Source organism: Brenneria alni (genome assembly GCF_003666245.1).
GTDB lineage: Bacteria > Pseudomonadota > Gammaproteobacteria > Enterobacterales > Enterobacteriaceae > Brenneria > Brenneria alni.
The window spans coordinates 1-1,212 of sequence record NZ_MJLZ01000107.1; the positions used below are offsets into that span (position 1 = coordinate 1).

A 1,212-nucleotide genomic window follows, 5' to 3' on the forward strand; every position below is an offset into this window, starting at 1 on the left:
ACTCACCTACGCATGAAGTTATTTACAACCAAGCATATAAGCTGAACAGGATTAGTGAGTTTTCGTTTATTGGTGGTTCTAATTTATTATCATCAGATCATAGTTTTTTACTTAAAAAAAAATACAATCAATGGGCAGTAAATATATTTGATGCATTAAAAATAAATAATCCTATTCTACTTGGCGTAGGATGGAAAAACTATCAAGTTAAACCAAATTTTCTAACTTCATTCCTTTATAGAAAATTACTTTCTTCGAAAGAAATACATTCCGTCAGAGATAATTATACATTGCAAAAACTAAAAGAAGTTGGTATTAATAATGCTATTAATACAGGATGTCCAACTATGTGGGGATTAGACAAAGCTCATTGCGATTCAATTCCAGACAAAAAAGCCAATATTGTTGTCTTTACATTGACTGACTATAACAGATCTCCTGAACATGATAAAATTTTGATTGAAATACTTAAAAGAAATTATGATGAAATATTCTTTTGGCCTCAAGGAAGGCGCGATAATGAATATCTCCATTGCTTTAACACTGATGGGATAAAAATTATCAACCCAAATCTGTCATCTTATGATCAGTTACTCTCTCAAGATATTGATTTTATTGGAACACGCCTACATGCGGGCATAAGAGCAATACAGAAAAAGAAAAGAGCGATTATACTAGGTATTGATAATAGAGCCGAAGAAATACGTAAAGATACGAACCTATTTGTTATAAATAGAGATGAAGTAAACTCATTAAATGAAATAATATCATCTCGATTTAAAACTGATATATTGGTAAACTTTGAAAATATATGCAAATGGAAAAAACAATTTATGTAACTATTAAATTAAAAAGTTATACTTTATAATAAATAGCCTGTGATTTTTCTAAACACAGGCTATTGAAAACCATATTATTCTTTTATTTTTATAATTATATAATTACAATAACTAATAATTGATTTAATATACTTTCCCTGAAGCCTTTCATGTCTTGATTTTTTCTTAAATTGTTTAGCTGTTTCAGCCTCAATCAAAGGAGTATCTTTCCAAGGTGATGCTTTGTATGCCTGATAAAAAAAACATGATGATGGATATTTAGCCCATAGGTGCCACGGTTTTGTTACACCTGTATAATGTATCAAGGACGTGCTATTTTTTATAGTTTCTTTGTATTTATTGAAATCACGATATTTTAACTCCTGCTTAATAC

Annotated in this window: 2 protein-coding genes; one reads left to right on the forward strand and one right to left on the reverse strand. The window is 29.0% G+C overall.

Features of this window, described 5'->3' with window-relative positions; translation table 11 throughout:
- Positions 1 to 839, forward strand: an 839-nt coding sequence (locus BIY29_RS19855) for a polysaccharide pyruvyl transferase family protein (protein WP_147437197.1), incomplete at its 5' end; no start/stop codon positions are given.
- A 74-nt stretch (positions 840 to 913) separates the two neighbouring features.
- On the opposite strand, the gene BIY29_RS19860 is transcribed toward BIY29_RS19855, so the two are convergent.
- On the reverse strand, positions 914 to 1,212 hold a 299-nt coding region (locus BIY29_RS19860; RefSeq protein WP_276310306.1), incomplete at its 5' end, for a glycosyltransferase family 8 C-terminal domain-containing protein.